The 22,391-nt window shown below is 39.9% G+C and carries 20 protein-coding genes and 1 tRNA gene; 17 read left to right on the forward strand and 4 right to left on the reverse strand.

Annotation, left to right across the window (positions count from 1 at the left end):
- Window positions 1–14: 14 nt before the first annotated feature.
- Complete coding sequence (locus ACGHEH_RS14500) at window positions 15–914, reverse strand: phosphoribulokinase (protein ID WP_390446534.1); 900 nt, start codon at window positions 912–914, stop codon at window positions 15–17.
- A 224-nt stretch (window positions 915–1,138) separates the two neighbouring features.
- On the opposite strand from ACGHEH_RS14500, the gene ACGHEH_RS14505 reads away from it, so the two are divergent.
- The 9 genes from ACGHEH_RS14505 (at window position 1,139) to ACGHEH_RS14545 (ending at window position 8,519) form a co-directional block, all read left to right on the forward strand.
- Window positions 1,139–2,005: a hypothetical protein gene (locus ACGHEH_RS14505; protein ID WP_390446536.1), complete on the forward strand. Its 867-nt coding sequence runs from the start codon at window positions 1,139–1,141 to the stop codon at window positions 2,003–2,005.
- 74 nt (window positions 2,006–2,079) lie between these two features.
- Window positions 2,080–3,090 (forward strand): UDP-glucose 4-epimerase GalE, encoded by a 1,011-nt coding sequence (gene galE, locus ACGHEH_RS14510; RefSeq protein ID WP_390446538.1) that lies wholly within the window; start codon window positions 2,080–2,082, stop codon window positions 3,088–3,090.
- A 175-nt stretch (window positions 3,091–3,265) separates the two neighbouring features.
- Window positions 3,266–4,243, forward strand: a complete 978-nt coding sequence (gene dusA / locus ACGHEH_RS14515) for a tRNA dihydrouridine(20/20a) synthase DusA (RefSeq protein WP_390446540.1) — start codon at window positions 3,266–3,268, stop codon at window positions 4,241–4,243.
- Window positions 4,244–4,844: 601 nt separating this feature from the next.
- The gene (locus ACGHEH_RS14520; RefSeq protein ID WP_390446542.1) at window positions 4,845–5,534 is read left to right on the forward strand and encodes a PspA/IM30 family protein; all 690 of its coding nucleotides are present in this window, start codon (window positions 4,845–4,847) and stop codon (window positions 5,532–5,534) included.
- An 80-nt stretch (window positions 5,535–5,614) separates the two neighbouring features.
- Window positions 5,615–5,815 (forward strand): PspC domain-containing protein, encoded by a 201-nt coding sequence (locus ACGHEH_RS14525; RefSeq protein ID WP_390446544.1) that lies wholly within the window; start codon window positions 5,615–5,617, stop codon window positions 5,813–5,815.
- A 38-nt stretch (window positions 5,816–5,853) separates the two neighbouring features.
- Window positions 5,854–6,177 carry a hypothetical protein gene (locus ACGHEH_RS14530; RefSeq protein WP_390446546.1) on the forward strand — a complete coding sequence of 108 codons (324 nt, stop codon included), beginning with the start codon at window positions 5,854–5,856 and terminating at the stop codon, window positions 6,175–6,177.
- A gap of 77 nt (window positions 6,178–6,254) precedes the next feature.
- Window positions 6,255–6,758 carry a copper chaperone PCu(A)C gene (locus ACGHEH_RS14535; protein WP_390446548.1) on the forward strand — a complete coding sequence of 168 codons (504 nt, stop codon included), beginning with the start codon at window positions 6,255–6,257 and terminating at the stop codon, window positions 6,756–6,758.
- A 9-nt stretch (window positions 6,759–6,767) separates the two neighbouring features.
- Window positions 6,768–7,754 (forward strand): DUF2333 family protein, encoded by a 987-nt coding sequence (locus ACGHEH_RS14540; protein ID WP_390446550.1) that lies wholly within the window; start codon window positions 6,768–6,770, stop codon window positions 7,752–7,754.
- Between the two features lie 3 nt (window positions 7,755–7,757).
- Window positions 7,758–8,519, forward strand: a complete 762-nt coding sequence (locus tag ACGHEH_RS14545; RefSeq protein ID WP_390446552.1) for a TIGR04219 family outer membrane beta-barrel protein — start codon at window positions 7,758–7,760, stop codon at window positions 8,517–8,519.
- Between the two features lie 398 nt (window positions 8,520–8,917).
- On the opposite strand, the gene ACGHEH_RS14550 is transcribed toward ACGHEH_RS14545, so the two are convergent.
- A complete protein-coding gene (locus ACGHEH_RS14550) occupies window positions 8,918–9,793 on the reverse strand; it encodes a TIGR03899 family protein (RefSeq protein WP_390446553.1) in 876 nt (291 codons plus the stop codon).
- Entirely contained in the window at window positions 9,790–10,176 is a 387-nt protein-coding gene (locus ACGHEH_RS14555) for a hypothetical protein (RefSeq protein ID WP_390446555.1), read from the reverse strand. The genes ACGHEH_RS14550 and ACGHEH_RS14555 overlap by 4 nt, the downstream gene beginning before the upstream one ends.
- Window positions 10,177–10,564: 388 nt before the next feature.
- Here ACGHEH_RS14555 and ACGHEH_RS14560 point away from each other — a divergent pair, with 388 nt between their 5' ends.
- Window positions 10,565–12,757: an EAL domain-containing protein gene (locus ACGHEH_RS14560; RefSeq protein WP_390446557.1), complete on the forward strand. Its 2,193-nt coding sequence runs from the start codon at window positions 10,565–10,567 to the stop codon at window positions 12,755–12,757.
- A gap of 307 nt (window positions 12,758–13,064) precedes the next feature.
- On the opposite strand, the gene ACGHEH_RS14565 is transcribed toward ACGHEH_RS14560, so the two are convergent.
- Window positions 13,065–13,140 (reverse strand) — tRNA-His (locus ACGHEH_RS14565).
- Between the two features lie 173 nt (window positions 13,141–13,313).
- Here ACGHEH_RS14565 and ACGHEH_RS14570 point away from each other — a divergent pair.
- The 7 genes from ACGHEH_RS14570 (at window position 13,314) to ACGHEH_RS14600 (ending at window position 22,244) form a co-directional block, all read left to right on the forward strand.
- On the forward strand, window positions 13,314–14,129 hold the full coding sequence (locus ACGHEH_RS14570; RefSeq protein WP_390446559.1) for a mechanosensitive ion channel family protein: 816 nt from the start codon (window positions 13,314–13,316) through the stop codon (window positions 14,127–14,129).
- 18 nt (window positions 14,130–14,147) lie between these two features.
- Entirely contained in the window at window positions 14,148–14,924 is a 777-nt protein-coding gene (locus ACGHEH_RS14575; protein WP_390446561.1) for a YdiY family protein, read from the forward strand.
- Window positions 14,925–15,763: 839 nt separating this feature from the next.
- On the forward strand, window positions 15,764–17,044 hold the full coding sequence (gene tviB, locus ACGHEH_RS14580; protein ID WP_390446563.1) for a Vi polysaccharide biosynthesis UDP-N-acetylglucosamine C-6 dehydrogenase TviB: 1,281 nt from the start codon (window positions 15,764–15,766) through the stop codon (window positions 17,042–17,044).
- Window positions 17,045–17,137: 93 nt separating this feature from the next.
- Window positions 17,138–18,160: an NAD-dependent epimerase/dehydratase family protein gene (locus ACGHEH_RS14585; protein WP_390446565.1), complete on the forward strand. Its 1,023-nt coding sequence runs from the start codon at window positions 17,138–17,140 to the stop codon at window positions 18,158–18,160.
- Between the two features lie 246 nt (window positions 18,161–18,406).
- On the forward strand, window positions 18,407–19,543 hold the full coding sequence (locus ACGHEH_RS14590; RefSeq protein WP_390446567.1) for a polysaccharide export protein: 1,137 nt from the start codon (window positions 18,407–18,409) through the stop codon (window positions 19,541–19,543).
- A gap of 14 nt (window positions 19,544–19,557) precedes the next feature.
- Window positions 19,558–19,992 carry a low molecular weight protein-tyrosine-phosphatase gene (locus tag ACGHEH_RS14595; RefSeq protein WP_390446569.1) on the forward strand — a complete coding sequence of 145 codons (435 nt, stop codon included), beginning with the start codon at window positions 19,558–19,560 and terminating at the stop codon, window positions 19,990–19,992.
- A gap of 14 nt (window positions 19,993–20,006) precedes the next feature.
- The gene (locus ACGHEH_RS14600; protein ID WP_390446571.1) at window positions 20,007–22,244 is read left to right on the forward strand and encodes a polysaccharide biosynthesis tyrosine autokinase; all 2,238 of its coding nucleotides are present in this window, start codon (window positions 20,007–20,009) and stop codon (window positions 22,242–22,244) included.
- The last annotated feature ends 147 nt before the right edge of the window (window positions 22,245–22,391 follow it).

Here is a 22,391-nt window from a genome sequence, read left to right on the forward strand (position 1 = left end):
CGTTGTATTGATCTCTAAATGGGTAAATCAACCGGAGCCATATTCTCCAGCGCCCGTTTTTTTACCAGCAGATCTTTTATCAGCGGGGTTAATACAAGCTCCATCGCGAGACCCATCTTTCCTCCTGGAACAACCAAAGTATTGACTCGAGACATAAAGCTGCCATCTATCATTTGCAAGTAATAAGGAAAGTCCACGTTATCGATACCACGAAAGCGAATAACCACAAAGCTTTCATCGAGAGAAGGAATGTCTTTCGCGCTAAATGGGTTTGAGGTATCAACGGTTGGTACGCGCTGAAAATTAATGTGTGTGCGAGAAAACTGTGGCGTAATATGGGTAATGTAATCATCCATACTTCGAACAATTGAGGTCATCACAGCTTCACGAGAATGGCCGCGCTCATTAGTATCGCGTATCATTTTTTGGATCCACTCAAGGTTAACAATAGGCACCATGCCGATCAGTAAATCAACATGCTTAGCAACGTCATGTTCATCAGTTACTACACCACCATGTAAGCCTTCGTAAAAGAGCATGTCAGAGTTAGGCTCTAAATCTTGATAGGGGGTGAAGGTGCCGGGGAGTTGGTTATAAGGCACGGCTTCATCAAAGGTGTGTAAATAGCGCCTTAGTTTACCTGTGCCATGCTCACCATATTCAGCAAACAAGGTTTCAAGACCCGCAAAGTCATTGGCCTCCTGGCCAAAGTAACTGATGTGTTTGCCTTCTTGAAGCGCTTCTCGCTTTAGCTTGTCCATTTCTGGGCGAGTGAAACGATGAAAACTATCGCCCTCTACAAAAGCAGCATTCGTCTCAAGGCTGCGGAAAATATGTTTAATCGCATTGGTGGTAGTGGTAGTGCCAGCACCTGAGCTACCTGTTATCGCAATGATCGGGTGTTTTTGAGACATATTAACCTGCTGATGTAGTTTTTTATAAGCGCAAATAAGTGATTTACCTGTTTGATGTTACCTGAAGGTTAAGAGATAGCAAGCATTTCAAATTCAGTGCTCTTAGAGTGCTATGGTTGTGTTTTGTTTTTGGTGAAATGCGAAAGCCTCGTTATGATAGAGGTATTACGAGGCTTATTTGCTAAAAAGAGCAATAAAAAAGCATGACCAATTAAGGGATTTCCATGTATAAAAAAATGGCTTTAGCTGTCAGTTGTAGCTTAGTTTTCACCGGTTCAGTATTTGCAAATACGTTCCCTAGTAGCCAGATTTATTTGGCGACAGAACTTGAAAATGGCATTAAGGTGAAACCAATCACGGGTGCAAAGGGTTACCACAATCAACCCTTAGTGACAGAAGATGGCATCTATTATACGCAATCAGTCGGTGACGGTGATAAAAGCCAGATGGACTTATTTTTTTATGATTTTAGTAAAGCCAGCGCTGAGAATTTAACTAACTCGCCGGTTTCTGAGTACTCACCGACGTTATATCCTCATGAAGCGGGTTTATCTAGCATTGTTGTTGAAGCTGATGGTAAACAGAAGCTATGGTTTTATCCATTCGATAAAAGCCAAGCACCAAAACGCATTTTTGACCATATTGAACCGATTGGTTATCACGCATGGGGTAAAACTGAAGATTTAGTGATGTTTATCCTAGGTGAGCCACATACACTGCAATACACAGATTTAACCGGTCATTTACCGAAAGTAGTTGCGGGTGATATTGGCAGGAGTTTGGCGTATAACGAAAAACGTTCGCTTTACTCGTTTACATATCAAGAAGGTAACCAGCATTGGTTTGCGACTTTCTCACCTAAAACGCAGCAAGTTAAGCAACACTTTGTGATGCCAAAGCAAGTACGAGATTACACCTGGATTGATTCAGATACCGTTGCTTATGCCATTGATAACCGTATTTATACACGCAATATTGAGCAGCCTAAACAAGTGTCTCAGTGGCATAACTTTACTTCGTATTGTGATTCGCAAATTACCCGATTAAGTTACAAACAAGGCAAAATGGCATTTGTTTGTCAAAAATTGTAATTCTCACAGCAATCTTTTTTGATGTTAGTTACACTTAATACAAACTTTTAGGATAAACATTTTAAGGGCTAGTGATGGCAATTTTAGTAACAGGTGGAGCGGGTTATATTGGTTCTCACACGGTTTTAGAGCTACTAAATCAAGGCGACGAAGTGATTGTTGTCGATAACTTAAGTAATTCATCGCCAGAATCATTGAAGCGTGTTGCTGAGATTACAGGTAAAGAAGTTAGTTTTTACCAAGGTGATATTTTAGATAAAGCATTCTTAGATTCAGTATTCGTTCAACATAGTATTGAACAAGTTATTCATTTTGCTGGTTTAAAAGCGGTGGGTGAGTCGGTTCAAAAGCCAATAGAGTACTATCAAAATAACGTACAGGGTACGCTCAGCTTACTTGATGCCATGCGTGATGCAGGCGTGTTTAAGTTAGTCTTTAGCTCGTCAGCAACGGTTTATGGCGACCCTGCAAGCCTACCTATTCGTGAGGACTTCCCGGTGGGTGGCACAACTAACCCATACGGTACGTCTAAGTTGATGGTTGAAATGGTACTGCAAGATGTTGCCAAATCCGACCCACGTTGGGCGTTTGCAATTTTACGCTACTTCAACCCTGTCGGCGCGCATAAATCTGGCCGCATTGGTGAAGATCCAAATGGTATTCCTAATAACTTACTACCTTACATTTCACAGGTAGCGGTAGGTAAATTAGCGCAACTCGGTGTTTTTGGTGATGACTACGATACCAAAGACGGTACTGGTGTTCGTGACTATATCCACGTCGTTGATTTAGCTATCGGCCACTTAAAAGCTTTGAATAAAATCAACGCAGAAGCAGGCGCACATATCTACAACCTGGGTACAGGTAACGGCTATTCGGTATTCGAAATGGTCACCGCTTTTGAGAAAGCAGCCAACAAACCAGTACCATACGAAGTTAAACCGCGTCGTCCTGGTGACATCGCAGCGTGTTATGCTGCGCCAGAAAAAGCACTAAATGAGCTAGGTTGGCAAGCAGAGCGCGGTATCGAGGAAATGATGGAAGACACGTGGCGCTGGCAAAGTAATAACCCGAACGGGTATTAATGTTTTTATTCTAGCCATGTCATATATTCTCAAACGGTCACATTATGTGGCCGTTTTTATATCTATTAATGAATGGTATAATTTGCTGCTAATTTTAGGCTATGCCTAATTCAAACCTTAAACAATCAAAGCTGTGAAATGCTTTGCATTAAGATCATATAGTTAGAGGTAATTTGTGACGACTCAAGCACTAGACCGCCGTTTTTCTGTTGCACCTATGCTGGATTGGACAGACCGTCATTGCAGAACTTTCCATAGAAAATTGTCTAAACATGCGGTGCTGTATACAGAAATGATCACGACCGGTGCCATTTTATTTGGTAAAGGGGATTATTTGGCGTTTGGTGAGCATGAATTACCTGTGGCGCTGCAGCTAGGGGGCTCAGATCCTGAAGCATTGGCAAAGTGTGCGAAGAAAGCCGATGAATATGGGTATAGCGAGATCAACCTAAATGTAGGCTGCCCATCTGATCGTGTACAAAACGGCCGCTTTGGTGCGTGTTTAATGGCTGAGCCGCAGCTAGTGGCTGAGTGTGTTGCTGCGATGAAAGCGCAAACTAATGTGCCGGTGACGGTAAAAACACGTATTGGTATTGATGAGCAAGATAGTTACGAGTTTTTAACCACGCTGATCGAAGCGGTTAAAGATGTGGGTTGTGATGACTTTATCATCCATGCGCGTAAGGCTTGGTTGCAGGGGTTAAGTCCAAAAGAAAACCGTGAGATCCCACCGCTTGATTATCCACGTGTTTATCAGTTGAAAAAAGATTACCCAGATTTACACATCAGTATTAATGGTGGCGTTAAAACCATTGAGGAATGTCAGCATCACTTAACGAATATTGATGGGGTGATGGTCGGTCGTGAAGCTTACAGCAACCCATTTATGTTATCGCAGGTTGATGAGTTGCTGTACGGTGGTGAAGCGTTTACACAAACGCGCCATGAAGTGGTTCGCAGCATGTATGATTACTTTGAAGCACAAATGAGCGAGGGGGCGAACTTCTGGCACATTGCTCGCCACATGTTAGGTATTTTCCAAAACCAACCGGGTGCGCGAGGGTATCGACGTCACTTATCAGAGAATGGACATAAAAAAGGTTCTGGTATTGAGGTAATGGAAAAAGCACTGACGTTCGTGCCTGAACTGTAAATTTTTAGAGTTTAAAAATGCCTTTGAAGCCGCTTACCTAAGCGGCTTCTTTGTTTTCATATGCGATGACTCTTAGTCTCGTGTAAAAATACGCGGGGTAAACCCGCGCCTACATATTTCAGTGTTTCTGTTGTTGGATTGTCGCCGTAAACGACGACCTACAAAACTACAAATAGAGCACTCCATTGCGGCGGCTAAAATTGCTCATTTCACTTTGTGCAAAAGTAATCTTGCTTCGCAACGTATATTTTGCACGATTGTAGGCGATGATTTTATGTCCCGCTAAAGTGCGCGGAGTAAACCCGAGCCTACATATATGGATTTCTCTGTTGTTAGATTGTCGCCGTAAACGATGACCTACAAAAATATCGTGATGGGCCTCACCTATAGGTCGTGGCTTTAGCCCGACAATAATCCGCGAACAATTCTCATGTTAACTAAATTGACTACTTTTTAGTTTATTTAACGAAATCATGAAGTTTGTCTCTTCTGTAAAAACTCCTGAAAAATATTAAGTGCTTGTTTTTATTTGATTTTACCTTTTGGCACAAAGATTGGAATAGCTCTAGTAACCCAATTGCCAAATGCATAGGAGCAGAACATGGCCTTAATCGACAGAATTGAAGATCTTATTAAATCAGAAATTAATGCGTTTTTAGACAAAGCAGAAGATCCACAAAAAATGACTGCGCAGATTGAGAGTGAGTTACAAGATGCCTTGGCTGAGTGTCGTTCAACTGCTGCACAGATCATCGCAGAGCAAAAAGGCTTATCTCGTCAGCATGATGACCTAACTCAAGGAATCGAACGTTGGCAGCAGCAAGCAGAGCTAGCGGTAAGTAAAAGTCGTGATGATTTAGCAAAAGCGGCACTTATCGAAAAGCAAAAGCTTGTAGATGCTCAGGAAGATAACCAAAAGCAAGCAGCACAATTAGAAGACGCGCTGCACAAGCTGAATGAAGATGCCGCTAGGCTAAGTAATAAAATTGCTGAGGTAAAAGCAAAACAGCAGCAATTTTACAGAGCACAAAATAGTGCAGTAGCAAGATTAAAAGTACGTAGCATGTTAAATAGTGAAGAAGTACAAAATGTTTGCGCACGCTTTTCACAACTAGAACAGAAAGTAGAGCGTATCGAAGCACAAGTTGAAAGCTACGATATTGGTAAAAATGATGTTTATCAAGAATTCAAACAAATGGAGCAAGACGAAAAGCTGAGTGAAGAGCTTGCTGCACTGAAGCAAAAAGTGACAGGTAAGCAGGCTTCAGAAGCATCAACTTCTGCGCAGTAAGCAAAAGTTTGCTAGGTATTAATTCGTTTTGACAGGCTCGGCGCAACGAGGCGCCTCCCTAATTTTTCAGGAGTAAGGTTATGAATATGCAACAAACAACGAAAACATGTCGTCGTATTTTAGCGAGAAAGAAAATTGCAGGAGTATGTGCTGGGCTAGCAGAACGTTTTGATTTACCAGTATGGCTAACTCGAGTATTAACTTTGTTGGTATTTTTAAAGTTCCCAATGATGACGGTGATGGCATACGGATTATGCGCTGTACTGTGGCCAAAGCAGTAATTGCTAGATATTAAGCTGTAAAGACGTAGGAGGTAATTATGAAAACAGCATTGATTTTATTAGCAGCATTACTATTTATTAGCGCATTAAGCTGGGTTCAAACACCTGTTATGTTCTTTGCGATGCCTGAATTTATTTGGGAAATAAGCTGGGTCGGCATCGAGCTATTCGCGCTTTTAGCTGGCATTATTGCTGTGATCGCGCTGGTGGCACTTGTGAGTGTCGGAGTAATTGGATTGGTGTTAGTTGTGCTCATTGGGCTAGTGTTAGCATTATTATTTAATTCCATCTTTATTGCTCTGCCATTAATTATGTTAGTTGGATTAGCTTGGTTACTTAAGGAAGAATCTCCAGCATATTAGATCTCTACCAGATCAAAGGGTTTCTTGATTTTTCATGCTATGATGTTGCAAGTTAAACTTTTTTCAAAGGAATAAGCATGTTATTAAGAACCCTTTCTCTGGCGGCGGCACTATTATTTTCTGGTTTATCGCAGGCACATGAAGGCCACAGTCACGACCATAGTCACGTACAAAAAGAACTCATGGTGACAGGTGCTCAAATTCGTACATTCTTACCGGCGGCAAAATCAACTGCAGCTTATTTCACTATTCATAACCCGATGGATAAATCGGTTTTTCTGAAGAAAGCGACTATTCGTGGAATTGGACGTGTTGAGATCCATGAACATGTGCACAAGAATGGCATGATGCGCATGCAAAAAGTCGAGTCAGTTGAATTGCCTGCGAATCAGCAAGTAGTGTTTCAACCGGGTGGTTTTCATTTAATGGCTTTTGAGCCAGAGCATACATTAAAAGTCGGTGAAAAGCGCAAGTTGACGTTATATTTTGATAACGGCGACAGGTTGTATAGTTTTGTAGAAGTCGTATCTTTGAAAGATACTTTTGAAAAGCCAAAAAAATCTCATCATAACCACCATTAAGGAGGGTTTATGCAACAGCATTTAGGAAAAATTGCAGGCGGGTTGGCTGGTTTATTTGTAATCGGCTATTTAATCGCGGTTTACTGGAGTTTTGAACCAGCAGCATTCAATGTCGTTGAAAAAGCAAAGCAAACTGCTGAGCAGCAACAAGTTAAATTAGTACCAGGTTATGTTACGTCAACAGCGCTTATTGAAGTGAGTGAAACCTTACTAAATAAGCCAGGTGGATATTTATCAAATGATAAAATGCCACCGAGTGTGTTAATGGATAATATGCCAGCGTGGGAATATGGTGTCCTTGAAATGGTGCGTGATTTGGCTTTGTCGATGCGAAAAGACTTCAGCCGCTCTCAATCTCAATCTACAGAACACCCAGCACTTAAAAAAGCTCAGCCACAATTTAACATCAGCTCAACAGCCTGGATCTGGCCAAGTGCAGAAGGCGAGTATCAAGTGGGAATCGAGCAGTTAAAGCTGTACCGCGCACAAATTGCGAACCCTCAAGATAGAGAGAGCCAGTTTTATGCGCGTGCAGATAATTTGCGTGGCTGGTTAAAAGAAGCTGAAAAACGTTTGGGCAGCTTAAGTCAAAGATTAAGCGCTAGTGTAGGGCAAGATAGAGTTAATACAGATCTCGCTGGTGATTCAGCTGCAAACCAAGCGACCAGTGCGCCTAGCCATCATGTGGTGAAAACATCATGGTGGAAAATTGACGATGTTTTTTATGAGTCGCGCGGCGCAACTTGGGCACTATTGCACTTTTTAAAAGCGGTAGAGCATGATTTTGCTGATGTACTTGAGAAAAAGAATGCTAAAGTTAGTTTACAGCAAATTATTCGCGAGCTTGAGTCAACGCAAGAAACCGTGTGGAGTCCAATGATTTTAAACGGTAATGGCTTTGGTTTTGTTGCTAACCACTCGCTGGTAATGGCAAACTATATATCAAGAGCAAATGCAGCTCTTATTGAACTCAGTGAACTTCTAGCGCAAGGATAAAAAATGAAAAAGTACTGTTTAGCTGCAGCATTATCAATGGCTTTCTTAGCACCAGTTGCAAAAGCAGATATGTTGTTAGGTTTATACGTAGGGGCTGACGGCTGGCAGAGTGAAAACTCAGGTAGTTTTGCTGGTAAAGGTCAGGCAGAAAACTTCAACTTTGAAGATAAGACATTCTCAAGCTACTATGCGGCGTTCGAGCACCCGGTGCCATTAATTCCAAACATTAAGCTTAAGTATACTCAATTAGAGCTTGAAGGTAACACAACGCTGAATGAAACATTTGAGTTCAATGGTCAAAACTTCACCGTTAATTCTAGGGCGGATCTAATGACTGATTTCAGTCACATGGATTACACTTTGTACTACGAACTGTTTGACAACGACTTAGTGTCACTTGATTTTGGTGTAACAGTTAAGCATTTTGATGGTGATGCCACAGTTACGGGTATAGTTGAAGGTTCAAAGAGAACTGAGACAATTGATTTCTCTGCACCAATTCCACTAGGTTATTTACGTGGTGAAGTCGGCTTACCACTAACTGGTCTGAGCGTTTTTGCTGAAGGTAATTTATTGGCAATCGACGATAGTAAAGTTCAAGATTACCAAGTGGGTATTGCTTGGGAAGTGATTGACAACCTAGCTGTTGATGTAGCGATCCGTGCAGGTTACCGTTCATTTATCATTGAATTAGATGACGTAGATGACATCAGCACTGACCTAGAAACTTCGGGTCCATTTGCGGGTATTCAGGTTCACTTCTAAAGTTTGAAAGCTAAAAGTAACGAGCTGGTGAGTTAAAAGCTAGCGAGTCACAGTATGTGAATATATATAGGCGCGGGTTTACCCCGCGCTTTTTTGTGAGTGACATAAAGCCAGCGCCTACAATCGTGCAAAATATACACTGCGAAGCAAGGTTACTTTTGCGCAAGGTGAAATGAGCAATTTTAGCCGCCGCAATGGAGTGCTCTATTTGTAGTTTGTAGGACGTTATTTATGGCGTCAATTTAAAAATTTTGTTGCACTAAAGCACACCTACAGATGATAGAACTTAGTGTTGTATAAGCCGTTATTTATAGCGAGCTTTAAAATTATACTTTGACCCTCAACGAGCAAATGATCATTTGCCTACTGCTCACTGCTCACTGCTTACTGCTCTAAAACTAACTCCACTCACAAGTAAACTCTTCCTGCATCGCTTGCTCTAACAATTGCTTATACTGCTTATTTAACGGTGCGGTGATCAGGCGTTTTAGTTCTTCCCCTGTTTGAGTCAGTTTGTAATAACTTAAGACCAACTCATTGCTCTTGGCTGTCAATGTTAACTTTTGACCTTGAAAACTTAAACTAATACTCTGCCCTTGCTTTAGGCTCGGGGACTCTATTTCTTTTCTGTACATCAAACCAATATCCATCAAGGTGAGAATATTGGGAAAGCTCAAACCTGAGTGGGCTAAATTAATAGATTCTTTATTTCCTTTACGTAAAAGGTCAAAGAAAGACGGTTTTTTATAGTAGCCCAGCATAATAAGGTAGCTGCCTTCATGTTCAACAAAACCACATAAAGGTGCACACCTTTGCAATGCGTTGGCTTCTTTTTGGGTCATTTGTTTAAGTGTTTGTAGGCTTTTTATTGAAAATGTACCAGGAGATAGGGTTTCACCCACTAAAATCTTAGCCCATAAAGTTTGCATAGCCTGGTTGGTAATATCTTCAGCAAGAGCAATAAAATGTTCGAGCCAGTCGGGATCAGGACGACCTTTACTGATCACATCAGGGCACAAACTTATGGCGCCAGCCATAATGGCTTCAATGTTAATTTGTCGCTGTATTTTTTGTAGTTGCTGCCTTTTTAGTGCGCGTTTGAGTGCTGAGTTATTCGATTGTACAGAGTACTCGACGGTGCGTTTACCTTGTGCTGAGTATTCAGATTGGTCAGACGTTTTTTTAAAAGAAGCCTTCTTTACCATTGGGTAACCAAGCTTTTCTTCAATCAGCAAAGCGAGATTTGCTTTAGAGTTCGCCTTCTTTACCGTCATTGCATGTCCTTATCAGCAAGTTGAATATGTGAACGTAAATTATTCACACTGGAAGTAAACATCTTATCGGCCATTGAACGAATATATAAAACAATAACCCCCCCACTGACCGTAGAGTGAATGGTGCCTGTCAATGAGTGGTTGATAGTTAATGTATGCTCATTGTGAATGAGGCTTACGTTTCCAAGCAATGCATGTTCATTATTGACCAAGATAGAATACTGTAGGTGGCTTTGAGATACTTCAGTAATAGTAACCTCAATATTGGCACTCGAGGTTTGTAAAAATACATTTGCGCCTAAAGTATTGCTTGGAGATGAAATATCAATACTGAGCTTTGAACTGAACTTATCCCACGCCATAAGCTGAGGCCAGTGTTTCAAGTCAAATAAGAGAGGCCTTACTTGTTTATCAGAGCCCTTGAGGTCACTTGTTTGCTGAATACTAAAATGCCGTGGTAAAAACACCAGTACCAGAAGCACAAGCACCATGGTTAGTAAGCTAAACTTTAACGTTTTGGCACGAATAGAAATAACTGCACTCCTAGAATGATATTGGCTGGTTTTACTTTTATTTCGATAAGATAGTCTATACTAATTCAATGACCTAAATAAATAAGTTGCAATTAAGCAATTGATGTTGAAGTCATTAGGGTTTACCTCAGCTAACAATTAAGATATACCTTAAAGCAAGCGAACATACCCACTTCATTTACGTTTTATTAAAAATAATAAAACTTTAACTCAAGCGGTAGAAGTTGAAGGAATTTGAATGGCGTCTGAGCAAGATGACTTTTTGTTTTTAGATCATGAAGATGATACACCAGAAAATAACGAGCCACAGGGCTTTTGGGATATTCTGGTTGTTGACGATGATCCTGAAATACACTCTGTGACTAAACTTGCTTTATCTGGCGTTGAGTTTTGGGGCAAGGCGTTGCGCTTTCATCATGCTTATTCGGGTGAAGAGGCGATTAACGAGTTAATCCAGCATCCAGAAATATGCTTATTACTGCTTGATGTGGTGATGGAGTCAGACGATGCTGGTCTTAAAGTTGTCAAAAAAGTTCGAGACGATCTCGATAATCATAATGTTCGAATTATTCTAAGAACAGGTCAGCCAGGTCATGCACCTGAAGAACAGGTTATTCGTGAATACGACATCAATGACTATAAAATGAAAACAGAGCTTACGCGAAGTAAGCTAGTGACGTCATTAATGACCGCTTTGCGTTCTTTTCAACAGATATGTGAGTTAGAAGCTCAAAGTGAAGGATTAACGAATATTTTAAGTGCCTCCAATGCGATTTTAGGGCACAACAACATTAGTGGCTTTAGTCAGGCTGTGGTGATGCAGTTAGCTAATATTTTAGCGAATGACGCCAATGGCTTTGTGTGTGCTCAAGTTTCAGGTACTAATTCATTGGTTTTGTTAGGTGGCACAACGCAATATCATGAGTTTATAGGGCAAGGTGTTGAGCAACTCGATAATGGCCGTGCGATTATGCAGGTCAAAACTTGCATTGAGCAGCAATGTCATCAACAAACAGAACATGACCTCACGTTATTCCTTGAAAAAAATAATGAACAAGCGGCGATTTTTATAGAATTAGCATTGCCTCCAATGCCGCGGCAAATTCAATTTGCGGAGATATTCTTAGCCAACGTCAGTGTGGGTTTAGATAATATTAAGCTATTCAGCCAGATCAGAGAAGTTGCATATAAAGATCCCTTAACAAAGCTAGCAAATCGCACTAGCTTTGTAGAGCACTTAGAGAAACCCCCTTATGACGACGGCTTATCTTTAATTTTGTTAGACATTGCTCAGTTCTCAGATATCAATAATGGCTTAGGACAAGAAGTAGGAAATCAGTTATTGATGGCTGTGATGCATCGCTTAGAGCAAGATATTCCTAACGCAAAAGCCTTAGCTAGAATTGGCGCTGATGTTTTTGCATTTTTACTACCGACCAGCTCTTTGAATGAAGAGTTACTCGTTGATGCCCTAACTATTCCTTATCAGTTAAAAGAGCATTTATTGTCTATTCACTTTCATATTGGCTTATGTAAATGTGAAGACTTCAGTGACACAGGTCTAGAAACCTTAAAGAAAGGGTATATAGCGCTTAACCAAGCAAAGCAGAGTCACAAGGTTTTTGATTGGTATACATCAGACTTAGAAGAAAAAATGGCATGGCGTTTAGGTTTGATCAGGCAATTAAGAAGTGACTTTGAGCAACACAAATTAGAAGTCTGGTACCAGCCACAATTTTCTCTGAAAACGCAGCAAATTATAGGTTGTGAAGCGTTATTACGCTGGCCATCGGGGAATGGGCGCTATATTTCTCCTGGTATTTTTGTGCCACTGGCTGAAAGCTCAGGTTTGATTGTTGAAATAGGGCAATGGGTGCTCGAGCAAGCTTGTCAGCAGCAAAAACGTTTTGCTCAATTAGGGCTGGATATTTGTATTGCTGTAAACGTGTCGGTGCCTCAATTTAAGACGCCTGATTACGCTAAAACAGTGATGAATACACTAGAGCAATATCAGGTGCCAAGTAGCAAAATAGAGCTTGAAGTCACTGAAAGTGTGGTAATGGATGAAATAGGAAGTGTCATTGATACGTTAGACGAGTTAAAACGTTATGGTATTGAAGTGGCTATAGATGACTTTGGCACGGGTTTTTCTTCATTAAGCTATTTGCAAAAATTGCCTTTATCTCGTCTCAAAATCGACAGAGCTTTCATTAAAGACATTCCTGACAGTGATACTGGCGCGATTGCTGAATTAATCGTATCACTTGGTAAAAATCTTGGTTTAAAAACCATTGCCGAAGGCGTTGAAACGCAAGTTCAATTAGAGCGTTTACAGCAAATGGGCTGTGATGAAATTCAAGGCTTCTTACTCGGTAAGCCTATGCCGGTTGATGAATTGATGGTGTTTGCTCAGAATAAGCTTGGCTCTTAGGTATTATTTTCAACGCTTATATTTAAATTATCGATAAAAATCAAAGGATGTATTTTTAATGTAGGTCGTCATGTATGGCGACAATATTAACTGTTTTAGTAAGCTACAACCGATTTATTATTTAAATACAAGTAAAGAAGCGCTTTTAGATTCTAAAACAGCATTGTTTATTTAGAGTGTACGCTTGAAGGTGGTCACTTATGGAGACAAGAAGAGCAGTGTAATACTTTAATAACGTTTAAAATGAATAAAGATAAAGACTAAAAATTTAAAATAAAATTCAGATATGAAAACACAGAAGAGAAGATGGGGCGACTGATGGGGCTCGAACCCACGACAACCGGAATCACAATCCAGGGCTCTACCAACTGAGCTACAGCCGCCGCAATACCACCTTGTTTGGTGTGGCGCGCATAATACATAAAAAAACTCGGCTTGCAAAGCAGAAATTCGAATTTATTTAAATTTAATGAAAAAGTATTTTTTAATAAAGGATAAGTTCATATTCAGCATGTATAATGCGTTAAATCACTCATCAAAAAATTAAGGAGAGTGCATGGACGTTCTAATCAACTGGATCAACGAAAATTCAGATCTAATTACTCACTATATTTTGCAAGGCATTTTAGCCATCGTAATCCTACTATTAGGATTAAAGGTCGCTAAGTTCTTTGGTAATTTAACCGAGAAAGCATTTGCAAAGAGAAAAATTGATAAAGCAGTTGCTGGCTTTATCTCAAATATTGTTTATGCACTGGTATTCGCTGCGACGGTATTAATGGCCTTATCGCAAGTTGGTATCGAAACAACATCTTTCGTTGCCATCTTAGGTGCTGCAGGCTTAGCCGTAGGTTTGGCACTTCAAGGCTCCCTATCAAATTTTGCTTCAGGTGTGTTAATTATCATTCTTCGCCCGTTCAAGTCTGGTGATTATATTGAGGCTGGCGGCAAAGCAGGTAGCGTTGAACGTATAGAGATATTTGCGACAGAATTACGCACTCCAGATAATAAAGTCATCATCATGCCTAACTCAGCAATTATGGGTGGTGCGATTGTTAATTATTCTCGCCAAAAAACTCGCCGTATCGATTTAGTTATCGGTGTGAGTTACGACGCGGATCTTCGCCAAGCAAAAGAAGTACTAAAGAGTGTGTTAGACAAAGAGTCTCGTATATTAAAAGATCCAGCTTATACTGTTGCTGTTTCTGAATTAGCTGATTCAAGCGTAAACTTTGTTGTAAGGCCTTGGGTAAATACTTCAGAATATTGGCCAACTTATTTCGACCTAATCGAAAACATTAAAATCGCTTTAGACGAAGCAAATATTGCTATCCCATATCCACAAATGGATGTTCACCTACATAAAGATTAATTACAGGGTAATCTATAAATGAAATTAAAACTTTTATCTCTTTGCGTTATTGCAGCAACCTCTTTTCAAAGTTTCGCAGAAGAAGCGAAAAAGCAGAAAACATGGGATGTAACAAGTGAAGTAGGTGCCATTATTACCAGTGGTAACACATCAACGACAACACTTAAAGGTGGCATCAAAGCAAAGCATCACTTAGAAAACTGGAACAACGAGTACAAACTAAGTGGCATCTATAAAGAAGATGAAATTGATAATGATGCGGGTGAGCGTGAGAAAAAACGTACCAATGAAAAGTATTCAGCATCGGCACAAGGTAACTATAAGTTAAATGAAGATCATAGCCATTTATTCGTCTATGGTTCGTATGACTCAGATTACTTTGGTGCATACCGAAATGAAGCTGTATTATCAATTGGTTACGGCCTTCGTTTGCTTAATCAAAGCAATATGTACTTAAATGCCGAAATCGGTCCTGGTATTAAACGTTTTGAAGAGCAAAAGAAGTTTGACGAAAATGGTGTGCGTCTTCCAACTGTGACAGAAAATGAAGCGATTGGTGTTGCTAAGTTGGATTATAACTGGCAAATCTCAGACAACGCGCGCTTCACTCAATTAGTCTCAGTTGAATATGGTGATACCAATACAAAAACGGTTTCTGAATCAGCACTATTGACGAAAATCAACGGCTCATTACAGATGAAATTTGCTTATAACATCACGCACAACTCAGAAGTAGATGCCAACAAAAAAAGCACAGATACTGAAACATCTTTAACTTTGGTTTACAGCTTTTAATTTCTATAAATCAAAGGTTGAAAGTGGCGTATAGTATTTATACGCCTGTTTTACTTTGTTTTTGAATTTACCATTTATTTTTCAATGGTATAAAAACGAGTCTGCGCTGTTTTTTGTTACAAAGACAGTTCGACTGTCCGAAAGTATGATGATCTTACCTTTACACTTCCCCAAATTTTTTGCTGATTTTTAAACTGTATTTGCTTTTGAAAAAACGCTGAAAACCTGAACGAAGTAGCAATAGTTTGTGCTTGATAAAAGAAGTCACAAATGCTTTAATTGTGCGCGCTAGTTGGGGCTGCATATATACAAAGGAAGCTTAGTCTTAGATCATCCTCATCAAGATTTAGCAATTCAAAAAAATTCAAACAAAAATATTGCTCGACTATTTATGCTTTTTAGCACACAAAGCAATGTGGGTCGCATTTCTTCTAAATTCTAGGCAGGAAGCTTCACGTGCATAAGATTCAAACATAAAATTTTATTATTTTATAAAGTGTTGAATATACACATTAAGCGTACAATTAAAAATTAATAATCAGCTTAACTTTTTAATTTACAAAAAGTAACTTTTTTGGCTTTGCTTTTAAAGATAGAATAGTTAGATTATGGCTTTTTAAAAGCGGTTCAACATTATCACTTGGTATACAAACTAAGCGTCAACTTAAATGAAGCGATTAGCAGCATTCTGAGTTATCAGAAATTAATGCTGTCCAGGTTTAGATGCGTTGTATTGATAGTGCTTGGCAAATTTTTCGATATGTACGATTAGAAAATATTTGTCTCTATTTTTAGTAATTTAGTAATCAGAGTAAAACTTAGTTTTAGGTAGAAATTAAATGCAAGATTTATTAAGCGGAAAGAAAATCGCTGTAATTGGTTTGGGCTATGTTGGTTTACCATTAGCTGTTGAATTTGGTAAAAAATACGATACTTTGGGTTTCGATATCAACCAGTCCCGAATTACAGAATTATTGAATGGACACGACTCTACCCTTGAAGTGAGTGATGAAGAATTAAAAGACTCTCCGAAGCTAAACTATTCTTGCAGCGCTGATGACCTAAAAGCATGTAATACTTACATTGTAACTGTACCTACACCAATTGATGAGCACAATCAACCAGACTTAACCCCACTTATTAAAGCAAGTGAAATGCTTGGTGGTGTGGTTAGCAAAGGTGACATCATTATATATGAGTCAACGGTTTATCCAGGTGCTACAGAAGAAGATTGTATCCCGGTTGTTGAGCGTGTGTCAGGCCTTGAGTTTAATAAAGATTTTTATGCGGGCTACTCTCCAGAGCGTATTAATCCGGGTGATAAAGAGCACCGTGTTACAAATATTTTAAAAGTAACTTCAGGCTCTACTCCAGAAATTGCAGATATTGTTGATGGTTTATATAAATCAATTATCACTGCGGGTACGCATAAAGCATCAAGTATTAAGGTGGCTGAAGCTGCAAAAGTTATCGAGAATACACAGAGAGATGTAAATATTGCGCTTATTAACGAGCTTTCAATTATTTTTAACAAATTAAATATTGATACGCTTGAAGTATTAGAAGCGGCTGGAACAAAGTGGAACTTCTTACCTTTCCGTCCAGGTCTAGTTGGCGGTCACTGCATTGGTGTAGACCCTTATTACCTGACACACAAAGCAGAGACTGTCGGTTATCACCCAGAAATGATCTTGGCTGGCCGTCGTCTTAATGATGGAATGGGTGAGTATGTTGTTTCTCAACTTGTTAAGAAAATGCTTCAGAAGCGTCTTCATGTAAAAGGCGCGAATGTGCTTGTTATGGGCTTTACATTCAAAGAAAACTGCCCTGATTTACGCAATACTCGAGTGATTGATATTGTTGAAGAGTTAAAAGAATACAATGTAAACGTTGATGTTGTAGACCCTTGGTGTTCAGCTGAAGAAGCGAAGCATGAGTATAATATTGAGTTAGCAGCAGAAGCTAAAGAAAATCATTACGATGCTATTCTTTTAGCAGTAGGACACAATGAATTTAAAGAATTAGGTGCTGAAGAGATCCGTAAGTTCGGAAAGTCAGAACATGTTCTATACGATCTAAAATATGTGCTAGATAAAGCATCAGTAGATATGCGCCTTTAGTACAAACAGTAGGAAGAACGTGACATATGTCACGTTCTTTTTTGTTTGCTCTATGAAAATACTTTTCTTTAAATCAAAAATACAGGTCGAAAAATGACTCGCTTTGACGAAATTAAAAATGAATTATTAGCACAACCAAAAACTTGGTTGGTGACGGGTGTAGCTGGTTTTATTGGCTCAAATTTATTAGAAACACTATTAAAATTAAATCAAACAGTGGTTGGTCTTGATAACTTTGCAACAGGACACAAGCACAACCTAGATGAAGTAAAAAGCTTAGTTAATGAAGAACAGTGGCAAAATTTTAGCTTTATTGAAGGTGACATAAGAGATTATGAGACTTGTGGTAAGGCGGTTGAAGGCGTTGATTATGTGCTTCACCAAGCTGCTTTAGGTTCGGTACCTCGTTCGATTGCAGATCCTATTACAAGTAATGCAGCTAATATCACGGGTTTCTTAAATATGCTTCAAGCAGCGAAAGAAGCTAAGGTAAAGAGTTTCACGTATGCAGCAAGTAGTTCAACGTATGGCGATCACCCAGCTTTACCAAAAGTAGAAGAAAATATTGGTAATCCACTATCGCCGTATGCGGTAACTAAGTATGTTAATGAGCTTTATGCAAGTGTATTTGCCCGTACATATGGTTTTAAATCAATTGGACTTCGATACTTTAATGTATTTGGTAAACGTCAAGATCCAAATGGTGCGTATGCAGCTGTAATACCTAAGTGGACAGCTGCGATGATACAGGGTGAAGAAGTGTTTATTAATGGTGACGGTGAAACAAGCAGAGATTTTTGTTTTATTGAAAACACGGTTCAGATGAATATTTTAGCCGCAACAGCACCAGAAGAAGCTAAAGATGAAGTTTACAATGTTGCAGTTGGTGATAGAACGACATTAAATGACTTGTATTCAGCAATTCAAGCAGCGCTAAATGAGTGTGGAGTGAGTGCTGAAGGCAACCCTACTTATAGAGACTTCAGGGCGGGTGATGTTCGACACTCTCAAGCTGACATTAGCAAAGCAGAGCGTAACTTAGGTTACGATCCAAAATTCCGTATACTAGAAGGCATTAGCACAGCAATGCCGTGGTATAAAAACTTCTTAAGCTAAAATTACTTTATAAAGTATTAAAAAAGCCACAATTCGATATTTGTGGCTTTTTTTTCATAACCAATACTATAGCTTTTGAAAATCACAGGTTAAAAGAAATAGTATTCATATCATCCCTTCAAGTAACGGCTACTAAAAAAATTCACAAGACGATTACTTGCTAACAAAATCTACAAGTGGTTTAATTACTCAGCTATATATAAAGGCTTTAGACAAGGCTAACAAGAACGATTTTAGGAAGAACGAATGGCGCAACGCTATAAAACTTTCATTGCATCAGCATGTTTTCTGGCAATGAGTGGCTGTACAATTATACCTGGCGGTCATTTTGAAGGACTAAAACAAGGTGAACAAACTGAGAGCCTTGAGAAGGAATTGGCAAAAGTAAATATTCAACTCATTGACTCCGCTCTGATTTCCAAACAAAAAGACTTCAATAGAAAAACTGCAACTCAAGTTGGCATATCTAATTCTAACAATCATATTGCAGGACTCGATCTTTCAAATTACGAATACAAACTTGGGGTGGGTGACGTACTCACTATAGGTGTGTGGGATCATCCAGAGCTGACTATTCCTGCCGCAGTGCAGCGTACCGCTGAGTTCGACGGTTTCCGAGTGCAAGCTGACGGTACCATTACATATGCTTATGCCCCTAAAGTACCAGCCGTTGGTAAAACGGTTGCAGAAGTTCGCGAAGAGCTGGTGAAGCGCTTAAGTCGAGTGATTGAAGACCCGCAAATTGACGTAAAAGTAGTCGGTTTCAGAAGTCAAAAAGCCTATGTTACTGGTGAAGTGAACAAGCCAGGTGTTTATCCTGTGACCGAAACGCCATTAACCTTGATTGATGCACTAAACCAAGCCGGTGGTTTAAATGAGCGTGCTGACTGGAAAACAGTGACATTTACGCGAGGCAATGAAACAGAAGTTATCCGTTTAGACGATTTTTATTCTAAAGGCGATATTTCACAAAACCGTTTATTACAGCACGGTGACATTGTACATGTAACACGTAACGACCAAAGAAACGTGTATGTTCTAGGTGATGTTAAACGTGCCGGCACAGTTGAAGTGAATCGTTATGGCCTTAATTTAGCCGAAGCACTTAGTGAAGTGGGCGGTATTGACGAGCGTTCAGCAGATGCTAACGGCATTTTTGTACTTCGTAAACGAGACCTTGAAAGAGACGGGGTTATTGCTGATGTGTATCAATTGCATGCAAAAAACGTTGCTGCATTAGTGCTAGCAGAGCAGTTTGAGTTAGATCCGCAAGACATTGTTTATGTTACTAGTGCACCGCTTGCACGTTGGAACAAAGTCATCAGCTTATTGTTACCAGCATTAACAACCGTTGATAGATTACAAGATATAGATAACCAGTAAGTAGGCAAACCAGTATGTTCGATAGTGTTTTAATGGTATGTGCAGGTAACATTTGCCGAAGTCCTACCGCTGAGTATGTTTTAAAAAGTAAACTGGCAGGCAAGAACGTAAAAGTGAGCTCTGCCGGATTAACAGCCCTTGAAGGCAAATCAGCTGATAGCTTTGCTCAAGAATTAGCGCTGCAACATGGCGTTGATATGTCTGAGCATAAAGGTCAGCAAATCAGCACAAGTCTTGTGACGCATAATAGCGTGATCTTGGTAATGGAGAAACGTCATCTCGAAGACTTGTGTTCTCGTTACCCTCAAGCGCGCGGTAAAACATTTCTCCTTGGTAAATGGTTAGGCGACAAAGAAGTACCAGACCCGTATCGACAAAGCCGTGAAGCTTTTGAACATGTTTACGAATTAATCGATAGCGCTTGTAGCGCTTGGCAGAAGTATTTATAAGGATGAAAGAGTCAATGAATGCTCAATCAAACCTATTAAGTGGCTCGCAACAAAAGCAACCCACAGAACAAGCGCAAGAAATCGATTTAATGGCCTTGTTAGGCGCTTTACTTGACCGTAAATGGTTTATTATCGCAGTTACAGCCTTTTTTATGATTGTTGGTGTTGCGGTTGCGGTATTTAGTACGCCGATTTATCAAGCGACTGCCATGATACAGGTTGAAGAAAAAGGCGGTTCAGTACCAGGTTTTGATGAACTAGGGGGCATGTTTGAAAGCACCTCGGCAGCCGTGACAGAAATCGAACTATTAAAATCTCGTAGCATCATTGGTGAGGCTGTAGATAGCTTAAAATTAGATATCGTGGCAGAACCAAAGCTTTTCCCTGTTATTGGTGGTAGAGCCTTTCGCAAGTTTACACCTATGCAAGAAGGCGACTTAGCAGAGCCAAGTTTTGGGGCGTCAAGCTATGCTTGGGGCGGTGAGAAAATTGAAATCTTTAAGTTCGAAGTGCCACCAAATGCAATTGGTGATGATTTTACTTTGGTTGCCTTAACAAATAATCAATTTGAATTATTAACAGGTAATGGCGATAGCATATTAAAAGGCAAAGTGGGTGAGGAGGTATCAAGCGGTGCTTTTTCATTAACATTGAAAACGCTAGTTGCTCGCCCAGATACTGAGTTTACCTTAACTAAGCGAGATCGCTTAAATACCATTCTTGATCTGCAAACTGCCATTGGTGCAAGTGAAAAAGGTAAAGACTCAGGGATTATTAATTTAAGCCTACAAAATGCCAACGCTGAATATGCTGAAACTGTTTTAAATAAAGTGGCGGGCATTTATGTGCGCCGCAATGTTGAGCGCAACAGCGCTGAAGCGCAAAAGTCATTAGACTTTTTAGAATATCAACTGCCACAAGTTAAAAAGCAGTTAGAAGTAGCTGAGCAACGCTTTAATGATTATCAAGTAAAACAGCAATCGGTTGATATTACCCTCGAAACTGAAGGTGTTTTAAAACAGTTAGTAAAACTAGAAACACAACTTCAAGAATTAGAACTTAAAAAGTTAGAGCTAGGGCGTAAATTTAAACAAAGTCACCCAAGCTATCAAGCAGCCGTTGAGCAGATACAAGCGGTTGAGAACCAAAAGCGTCGTTTAGCTGCAGAAGTGAAGGTGCTACCAGAAACACAGCAAGAACTACTTCGCTTAACGCGTGATGTTGAAGTGAATAACGAAATTTACACATTGTTATTGGCAAAAACACAAGAACTAGACATTGTTCGTGCGGGCACCGTAGGTAATGTACGTGTGATTGACCTTGCTGAAGTAAACACTTCTAAACCAGTTAAACCTAAAAAAGCTTTAATCGTTGTTATGGCAACGATGTTGGGCGGCATGTTGGCTGTAGCAATTGTGCTTGTTCAAAAAGCAATGCATAAAGGTATTGAAGACCCGAGTGAAATTGAAGCTTTAGGCTTACCTGTTTATGCAAGCGTACCTTATTCAGAATATCAGGTTAAACTAACTGGTTTCGCAAAAGCGCGCAAAGGTAAAACGGCCAAAGCAAAATCAATACTTGCGATGGATAACCCAGCAGACCTCTCCATTGAGGCATTGAGAAGCTTACGTACCAGCCTGCATTTTGCCATGATGGAAGCGAAAAACAATGTAATAGCAATCTCAGGCCCGAGCCCTGGCGTAGGTAAATCCTTCATATCAGTAAACTTAGCTACTGTACTCGCACAAAGCGATAAAAAAGTGCTTATTATCGACGCTGATATGCGTAAAGGTTACTTACAAACGCAATTTGGTATGCAATGGGATAACGGCTTGAGTGACTACCTTTCTGGCAGAATTGACCTAGAGAAGGCAACAAAACACAGCCAAGTTGAAGGGTTAGATGTAATGACTCGCGGCCAGATACCACCTAACCCTTCAGAACTGCTAATGCACGAAAACTTCTCAAAGCTAGTTGAAGAGGTAAGTGCCAAATATGACTTAGTAATAATTGATACACCACCAATTCTTGCAGTAACAGACCCTGCAATTGTGAGTGCTCATGCAGGTAGCACACTACTTGTAACCCGCTTTGGCCAAAACCATGTTAAAGAGTTAGAGCTAACTCGTAATCGCTTTGAGCAGAATGGCATTGATGTAAAAGGCGTGGTATTCAACGGCGTAGTCAAAAAAGCAAGTAATGCGTACGGCTACTACGGTTATTACAACTACGAATACAAGTCTGATAAATAACAATTGTAGGTCGTCGTTTACGGCGACAATTGAAATGATATTCGGCAGCAGAGACTTTAAGTCGCGAAAGATAAAAATGGTCACTCTGAACACATTTCAGTGCTTAAAGGTTTGTCATCCTGAACTTGTTTCAGGATCTAAAAGCCA

Source organism: Pseudoalteromonas sp. MTN2-4, assembly GCF_042848605.1.
In the GTDB taxonomy this organism is placed as follows: Bacteria; Pseudomonadota; Gammaproteobacteria; order Enterobacterales; family Alteromonadaceae; genus Pseudoalteromonas.

Excerpts from the sequence above, each read along its gene's own strand:
- ACGHEH_RS14600 (WP_390446571.1), top strand. The coding sequence starts at position 20,007 with ATGAATGCTCAATCAAACCTATTAAGTGGCTCGCAACAAAAGCAACCC.
- ACGHEH_RS14520 (WP_390446542.1), top strand. The coding sequence starts at position 4,845 with ATGGCCTTAATCGACAGAATTGAAGATCTTATTAAATCAGAAATTAAT.
- tviB (WP_390446563.1), top strand. The coding sequence starts at position 15,764 with ATGCAAGATTTATTAAGCGGAAAGAAAATCGCTGTAATTGGTTTGGGC.
- ACGHEH_RS14505 (WP_390446536.1), top strand. The coding sequence starts at position 1,139 with ATGTATAAAAAAATGGCTTTAGCTGTCAGTTGTAGCTTAGTTTTCACC.
- ACGHEH_RS14525 (WP_390446544.1), top strand. The coding sequence starts at position 5,615 with ATGAATATGCAACAAACAACGAAAACATGTCGTCGTATTTTAGCGAGA.
- ACGHEH_RS14545 (WP_390446552.1), top strand. The coding sequence starts at position 7,758 with ATGAAAAAGTACTGTTTAGCTGCAGCATTATCAATGGCTTTCTTAGCA.
- ACGHEH_RS14570 (WP_390446559.1), top strand. The coding sequence starts at position 13,314 with ATGGACGTTCTAATCAACTGGATCAACGAAAATTCAGATCTAATTACT.
- ACGHEH_RS14530 (WP_390446546.1), top strand. The coding sequence starts at position 5,854 with ATGAAAACAGCATTGATTTTATTAGCAGCATTACTATTTATTAGCGCA.
- ACGHEH_RS14550 (WP_390446553.1), bottom strand. The coding sequence starts at position 9,793 with ATGACGGTAAAGAAGGCGAACTCTAAAGCAAATCTCGCTTTGCTGATT.
- ACGHEH_RS14560 (WP_390446557.1), top strand. The coding sequence starts at position 10,565 with ATGGCGTCTGAGCAAGATGACTTTTTGTTTTTAGATCATGAAGATGAT.
- ACGHEH_RS14585 (WP_390446565.1), top strand. The coding sequence starts at position 17,138 with ATGACTCGCTTTGACGAAATTAAAAATGAATTATTAGCACAACCAAAA.
- ACGHEH_RS14500 (WP_390446534.1), bottom strand. The coding sequence starts at position 914 with ATGTCTCAAAAACACCCGATCATTGCGATAACAGGTAGCTCAGGTGCT.
- ACGHEH_RS14535 (WP_390446548.1), top strand. The coding sequence starts at position 6,255 with ATGTTATTAAGAACCCTTTCTCTGGCGGCGGCACTATTATTTTCTGGT.
- ACGHEH_RS14590 (WP_390446567.1), top strand. The coding sequence starts at position 18,407 with ATGGCGCAACGCTATAAAACTTTCATTGCATCAGCATGTTTTCTGGCA.
- galE (WP_390446538.1), top strand. The coding sequence starts at position 2,080 with ATGGCAATTTTAGTAACAGGTGGAGCGGGTTATATTGGTTCTCACACG.
- ACGHEH_RS14540 (WP_390446550.1), top strand. The coding sequence starts at position 6,768 with ATGCAACAGCATTTAGGAAAAATTGCAGGCGGGTTGGCTGGTTTATTT.
- ACGHEH_RS14595 (WP_390446569.1), top strand. The coding sequence starts at position 19,558 with ATGTTCGATAGTGTTTTAATGGTATGTGCAGGTAACATTTGCCGAAGT.
- ACGHEH_RS14575 (WP_390446561.1), top strand. The coding sequence starts at position 14,148 with ATGAAATTAAAACTTTTATCTCTTTGCGTTATTGCAGCAACCTCTTTT.